The following is a 6,528-nucleotide window of genomic DNA, read 5'->3' on the forward strand; positions in this document are numbered from 1 at the left end:
AATATGGCAAATAAAAAGCACTCAGCGAGCTCAAAACGCTGGTTAAAGGAACATGTAGACGATCCATACGTCCATGAGGCACAAAAACGCGGATTCCGCTCTCGAGCAATTTTTAAGTTGGAAGAAATTCAACAGCGTGACAAGTTAATTAAACCAGGCATGAGTGTGGTTGATTTGGGCGCGGCACCAGGAAGTTGGTCACAGTATTTAGCTGAACAAGTAGGGGATAATGGGCAAGTTATCGCTTGTGATATTTTACCTATGGACTCCCTAGCGGGGGTGGATTTTTTACAAGGTGACTTCCGTGAAGAAGCGGTGCTTAACGCGTTGCTTCAGCGTATTGGTGGCAAAACCATTGATGTTGTTTTTTCAGACATGGCACCAAACATGAGCGGCAATATGTCTACCGACCAAGCTGGTAGTATGTACTTAGTAGAGTTGGCGCTAGAGATGTGCCATCAAGTACTGAGTAAAAATGGTGCATTTACAGTTAAAGTTTTCCAAGGGGAGGGGTTTGATCAGTTTGTGCAAGAAGTTCGTAAATGTTTTAACGTGGTTAAAATTAGAAAGCCAAAAGCGTCTCGACCACGCTCCCGTGAAGTATATATAGTGGCGACAGGTTACAAACTGTAGTACAGTTGAAAGGCATTAAAGTCGATTTTAAATAATTTTGGATACAAGAGGTTAACTCCTTGAGCGATATGGCGAAGAATTTAATACTCTGGTTAGTTATAGCTGTTGTGCTTATGACTGTTTTTCAGAGCTTCAATAGTGGCGATCTTTCAGATCGTCAAACCAGTTACACGCAATTTGTAAAAGATGTGCGCAGCGGGGCGGTGAGAGATGTTAATATCGATCGTTCCTCAGGCACTATTACTGGTATGAAAGGAAATGGTGAGCGTTTTCAAACTATCATGCCTATGTATGATGAAGACCTAATCAATGATTTGTTAAAGAATGATGTGAACGTTAAAGGTGTTGCACCTGAAGAACAGTCTTTCTTAGCAAACATATTCATTTCTTGGTTCCCAATGCTACTGCTAATTGGTGTGTGGATTTTCTTCATGCGTCAAATGCAAGGCGGTGGCGGCAAAGGCGCAATGTCTTTTGGTAAAAGTAAAGCGCGCCTGATGAGTGAAGACCAAGTTAAAACTACATTCGCTGATGTTGCTGGATGTGACGAAGCTAAAGAAGACGTAACTGAATTGGTTGACTTCTTACGTGAACCGTCTAAGTTCCAAAAATTGGGTGGTAGTATTCCCAAAGGCGTTCTTATGGTTGGTCCTCCAGGTACTGGTAAAACGTTGCTAGCGAAAGCGGTTGCTGGTGAAGCCAAAGTTCCGTTCTTTACAATATCAGGTTCTGACTTTGTTGAAATGTTTGTTGGTGTGGGTGCTTCGCGAGTTCGTGATATGTTCGAGCAAGCTAAAAAAGCTGCACCTTGTATCATCTTTATTGATGAGATTGACGCCGTAGGCCGAAAACGTGGTGCTGGGATGGGCGGTGGTCACGACGAACGTGAGCAAACGCTTAACCAAATGCTTGTTGAAATGGACGGTTTTGAAGGCAATGAAGGTATCATTGTGATTGCAGCAACGAACCGCCCAGATGTATTAGACCCTGCCTTACTGCGTCCTGGTCGTTTTGACCGTCAAGTGGTAGTTGGTTTACCGGACATTCGTGGTCGTGAGCAGATTCTAAATGTTCATATGCGCAAGGTACCGCTTGATGATAATGTTGAGCCTTCGGTGATTGCACGTGGTACACCAGGATTTTCTGGTGCAGACTTAGCTAACCTTGTCAACGAAGCAGCATTATTTGCGGCGCGTGGTAACAAACGCAAAGTGAGCATGGCTGAATTTGACGCAGCTAAAGATAAAATAATGATGGGCGCAGAGCGCAAGTCAATGGTGATGAGTGAGCATGAAAAAGAAATGACCGCTTATCACGAAGCGGGGCATGCAATTGTTGGTCGTTTGGTTCCTGAGCATGACCCAGTTTATAAAGTGTCAATTATTCCTCGTGGTCGGGCTTTAGGTGTCACTATGTATCTACCTGAGCAAGACCGTGTTAGCCACTCAAAAGAGCATTTAGAGTCAATGCTATCGAGTTTGTATGGTGGTCGTATCGCCGAAGCCCTTATTTATGGCGAAGATAAAGTAACTACCGGTGCAAGCAATGATATTGAGCGTGCAACAGACATTGCGAAGAAGATGGTCATGCAGTGGGGTCTAAGCAGCAAGTTAGGACCACAAATGTATCTTGAAGAACATGGCGAAATGTACATGGGTGGCGGCTCGCATCGTATGGCTGGTATGTCAGATGAAACAGCTAAGCTGATAGATGCCGAGATCAAAGACTTTATTACTCGTAACTATCAGCGCGCAGAGCAAATATTGAAAGACAACATGGATATTTTGCACAGCATGAAAGATGCGTTAATGAAGTACGAAACGATTGATGCTGGCCAGATTGATGATTTGATGGCGCGTACAGAAGTTCGTCCACCGCGTGACGCACACGATAGAAAGCCAGAGAACAAAGAGCCAAAGCAGGAAAAATCGGCGCCTATTAGCGAAGAAAAGCCTGTAGATAAGCCACAAAGTCCTTCTGAGCTTGATGATAGACCCGAATAACGGTTAAAATAGTCTATAATTTCAAAGCCCCGCTAAGACGGGGCTTTTTCTTATCCTAATTACGTTGCTGCCAGTGGTTGGGATGATGTAAATACGCCAATCAGATTAGTTTGGCGCTTGCTAGTATTACTCTAAGTTGAGTAAAAACAATGAAGACCAAAATTCGTTTACCTCGAGACAGAGCACTATGTCTCGATAAACCCCAGATAATGGGGATAGTTAATGTCACTCCTGACTCTTTTTCAGATGGTGGAAATTATTATCGAACTGACAACGCTGTCAGTCAGGCCTTATCTTTACTAGAGCAAGGCGCAACGATATTAGATGTGGGTGGAGAATCAACTCGCCCAGGCGCGCCTGATGTCGCGTGTCAAGAGGAACTCAAGCGTGTTATTCCGGTAATTGAAGAAATTCGCCGCAACAGCGACTGCGTAATTTCGGTTGATACCAGCAAGGCTGAGGTTATGCGCCAAGCGGTTGAAGCGGGTGCAGATATTATTAATGACGTTAGAGCTTTGCAAGAACCTGGCGCATTACAAGTCGCTGCAGATTACCCCGATGTGGCTATATGCCTGATGCATATGCAAGGGCAGCCCAGAACGATGCAGAAAAATCCCACATATAATGACTTAATTTCAGATATTAAGGCATTTTTCACAATGCGATTGCTAGCATGCGAAAAGCATGGAATAGATGCGCAGCGCATAATTCTAGACCCCGGCTTTGGTTTTGGTAAAAGCCTAGTACATAATTACGAATTGCTTGGTAATTTCGAAAGTTTTCAATCCCTTGGTTTACCACTTTTAGCCGGGTTATCGCGTAAGTCGATGTTTGGAAATTTACTAAATAGAGAAACTAATGAACGCCTTGCTGCAAGCCTTGCAGGGGCTTTGATATGTGCTCAAAAAGGTGCACATATCATACGTGTTCATGACGTACAACAAACTGCTGATGTGCTAAATGTATGGCATGCAGCGTGTAATGGAGTAACCATATGACAACGAGAAAGTATTTTGGCACAGATGGAGTTCGAGGGTTGGTTGGACAATTTCCAATTACGCCTGAGTTTGCGCTGAAATTAGGTTGGGCTGCAGGTAAAGTTTTATCTAAAACTGGCACCAAAAAGGTAATTATTGGTAAAGATACACGGATATCTGGTTACTTGTTAGAAACTTCTTTAGAAGCAGGCTTAATTGCCGCTGGTATTGATGTCGTTCTGCTTGGGCCGATGCCAACGCCTGCCGTAGCGTATTTAACGCAAACGTTCAGAGCTGAAGCTGGAATTGTGATCAGTGCCTCTCACAACCCATACCATGATAATGGTATCAAATTTTTTAGTGGTAATGGTCTTAAGCTCGCCGACAGTGTTGAGCTTGAAATTGAAGCTATGATGGATGAAGAGATGACCTGCGTGCCTTCTGAAAAGTTAGGTAAAGCAAGACGTCTTGAAAATGCAGACGGTCGCTATATCGAGTTTTGTAAGAGCCAATTCCCAAAAGAATTATCACTTGAAGGCTTAAAAATAGTGCTTGATTGCGCCAATGGTGCAACTTATCACATAGCGCCTGCAGTAATGCGTGAACTTGGCGCGACGGTTATTTGTCATGCTTGTGAACCAAATGGCTTAAACATTAATAATGAATGTGGTGCAACACATGTTGATAGTTTAAAGCGTCAGGTACTAGAGCATAAAGCAGATGTTGGTATCGCTTATGATGGTGATGGCGATCGCGTCATGATGGTTGATCACAAAGGTCATGTTTTTGATGGTGATGATATTGTTTATATCATTGCTTGTTTAGCGCATGCAAATGGCACCCTTAAAGGTGGGGTTGTCGGTACTGTTATGTCAAACATGGGGTTAGAAAACGCATTACTTGCTAAAGGTATTCAGTTTGCTCGCAGTAAAGTGGGTGATCGCTATGTTATGGAGTTGCTCAGCCAAAAAGGTTGGACAATTGGTGGCGAAAGTTCTGGTCATGTGCTCAATTTAGATCTGATCTGTACTGGAGACGGTATTATTTCAAGCTTACAAGTTCTTGCTGCCATGGTTTCTCAAAACAAAACATTACAGGACTTAGGTAGTGGTTTTACTAAATACCCAATGAAAATGATCAATGTTCGTTATACGACCAGTGATGACCCAACCGAGCAAGAAATTGTTAAGCAGGTTGTTTCACACGTAGAGCAGCAACTAGCAGGTAAAGGTCGTGTGTTACTGAGAAAATCAGGCACTGAACCTGTGATCAGAGTCATGGTTGAAGCAGAACAAGAGAAGCAAGTGATCGATTTTGCAACTAAGATTGCTGAAGTTGTTGAATCTGTGAGCAATTAGTCTGCTTTTTTATTTTATTTCTTGTAAATCAGGGTGAGTCAAGTTAGTATCTCACCCGCTTCTGATGCGGAGTATCGTATGGCGCAGCGTAAGCCAATAGTTGCAGGTAATTGGAAAATGAATGGCTCATTAGAGCTGGTTTCTGAGATCTGTAACGAAGCTAAAAAGTATAATGACCTGAACATAGATGTAATAGTCTTCCCACCTGCTTTGTTACTTAGTGAAGTAGTAAAACATGGTGTTGCCTCCGGCACTCAAACTATCTCTGAGTTTGATTCAGGCGCATATACTGGTGAAATTCACGCACAGCTTGCACACGAATTAGGTGCAACATTTACTTTAGTTGGGCACTCTGAAAGACGTAGTATCTTCAACGAATCAGACCAACAAGTTGCTGAGAAGTTTGCTAAAGCACAGCAGTTTGGCTTAACACCAATTTTATGTGTGGGCGAAACTGAAGCAGAGCGTGACGCTGGCGAAACTGAACAAGTCGTCGCTAGACAAATAAATGCTGTTATTAACAAATTAGGTATAGCAGCACTAAATAATTCTGTGATAGCATACGAACCCGTTTGGGCTATAGGGACTGGTAAAACAGCCACACCTGAGCAAGCACAGGCGGTACACAAGTTTATTCGTGACATGCTCAAAGATTATGATGAGCAGGTCGCAAGCTCGCTACGCATCCTATATGGTGGTAGTGTAAATGAAAAAAATAGTGAATCATTATTTGCACAAGCAGATATCGACGGCGGATTGATCGGCGGCGCGAGTCTTAAAAAAGATGCTTTTATTAGTGTCTGCAATAGTGCAGTAGGGAACGTATAAAATGTACGAAATATTATTAGTTGTTTACTTAATTGTTGCTCTAGCACTGATTGGTATGGTGTTAATTCAACAAGGTAAAGGCGCAGATATGGGCTCATCGTTTGGTGCAGGTGCATCAGCAACGGTATTTGGCTCATCTGGCGCTGGTAACTTTATGACAAAAACTACCACGATTTTGGCGACGGTATTTTTTGTATTGAGCATCGTGCTTGGTAATCTAACTGCAGGTCAAATCAAAAAGACCGACGAGTGGGAAAACCTTGAAGCACCAGCAGCGGCGACAGTTGCACCTGCAGCTTCAGATGTGCCAGCATCATCTGAAGATAATAAAAGCTCTGACGTACCAAATTAATAGAATAGTAACCTTAAGTTACTCGGTAGTTTGATTCCTCAATCAAACATATTGCCGGAAAAATGCGGATGTGGTGGAATTGGTAGACACGCCATCTTGAGGGGGTGGTGGCTTCGGCCGTGGGGGTTCAAGTCCCCCCATCCGCACCAACTTTAAAAAAAACCAGCCTTTTGGCTGGTTTTTTTATGCTTGATGATCATCAATGATGGTGAGCTATGCGAGTAGCGCTTGAGTGAGTTCTATAGCAGTCCACTTAACTAACCTGAGCTGCGCATAAGAAAATGAACTAAAAGCCCTTGTGGTGATCAGATCTTTCGACCAAGAAACATAAGATTACCAAGGACAAGGGCATGAATAACTTAGACGCAATTTTCGTA

At 43.1% G+C, this 6,528-nt stretch carries 6 protein-coding genes and 1 tRNA gene; all 7 read left to right on the plus strand.

Going from position 1 to position 6,528, the window contains the following annotated elements:
• Positions 1 to 3 precede the first annotated feature (3 nt).
• Positions 4 to 633, plus strand: a complete 630-nt coding sequence (rlmE, locus tag HC733_RS08255) for a 23S rRNA (uridine(2552)-2'-O)-methyltransferase RlmE (protein WP_190364576.1) — start codon at positions 4 to 6, stop codon at positions 631 to 633.
• Positions 634 to 701: 68 nt separating this feature from the next.
• Positions 702 to 2,636, plus strand: coding sequence for an ATP-dependent zinc metalloprotease FtsH (gene ftsH, locus HC733_RS08260; RefSeq protein ID WP_190364577.1), 1,935 nt, complete (start codon positions 702 to 704; stop codon positions 2,634 to 2,636).
• A 149-nt stretch (positions 2,637 to 2,785) separates the two neighbouring features.
• Entirely contained in the window at positions 2,786 to 3,634 is an 849-nt protein-coding gene (folP, locus tag HC733_RS08265; RefSeq protein WP_190364578.1) for a dihydropteroate synthase, read from the plus strand.
• A complete protein-coding gene (gene glmM / locus HC733_RS08270) occupies positions 3,631 to 4,971 on the plus strand; it encodes a phosphoglucosamine mutase (protein ID WP_190364579.1) in 1,341 nt (446 codons plus the stop codon). The genes folP and glmM overlap by 4 nt, the downstream gene beginning before the upstream one ends.
• Before the next feature lie 78 nt (positions 4,972 to 5,049).
• Complete coding sequence (tpiA, locus tag HC733_RS08275) at positions 5,050 to 5,799, plus strand: triose-phosphate isomerase (RefSeq protein ID WP_190364587.1); 750 nt, start codon at positions 5,050 to 5,052, stop codon at positions 5,797 to 5,799.
• Between the two features lies 1 nt (position 5,800).
• Positions 5,801 to 6,151, plus strand: a complete 351-nt coding sequence (gene secG, locus HC733_RS08280; protein ID WP_190364580.1) for a preprotein translocase subunit SecG — start codon at positions 5,801 to 5,803, stop codon at positions 6,149 to 6,151.
• Between the two features lie 64 nt (positions 6,152 to 6,215).
• Positions 6,216 to 6,300, plus strand: a tRNA-Leu gene (locus tag HC733_RS08285).
• Positions 6,301 to 6,528 lie beyond the last annotated feature (228 nt).

The sequence above is a fragment of the Pseudoalteromonas sp. S16_S37 genome (assembly GCF_014694405.1).
Classification (GTDB): Bacteria; Pseudomonadota; Gammaproteobacteria; order Enterobacterales; family Alteromonadaceae; genus Pseudoalteromonas.

Excerpts from the sequence above, each read along its gene's own strand:
- rlmE (WP_190364576.1), top strand. The coding sequence starts at position 4 with ATGGCAAATAAAAAGCACTCAGCGAGCTCAAAACGCTGGTTAAAGGAA.
- ftsH (WP_190364577.1), top strand. The coding sequence starts at position 702 with ATGGCGAAGAATTTAATACTCTGGTTAGTTATAGCTGTTGTGCTTATG.
- folP (WP_190364578.1), top strand. The coding sequence starts at position 2,786 with ATGAAGACCAAAATTCGTTTACCTCGAGACAGAGCACTATGTCTCGAT.
- glmM (WP_190364579.1), top strand. The coding sequence starts at position 3,631 with ATGACAACGAGAAAGTATTTTGGCACAGATGGAGTTCGAGGGTTGGTT.
- tpiA (WP_190364587.1), top strand. The coding sequence starts at position 5,050 with ATGGCGCAGCGTAAGCCAATAGTTGCAGGTAATTGGAAAATGAATGGC.
- secG (WP_190364580.1), top strand. The coding sequence starts at position 5,801 with ATGTACGAAATATTATTAGTTGTTTACTTAATTGTTGCTCTAGCACTG.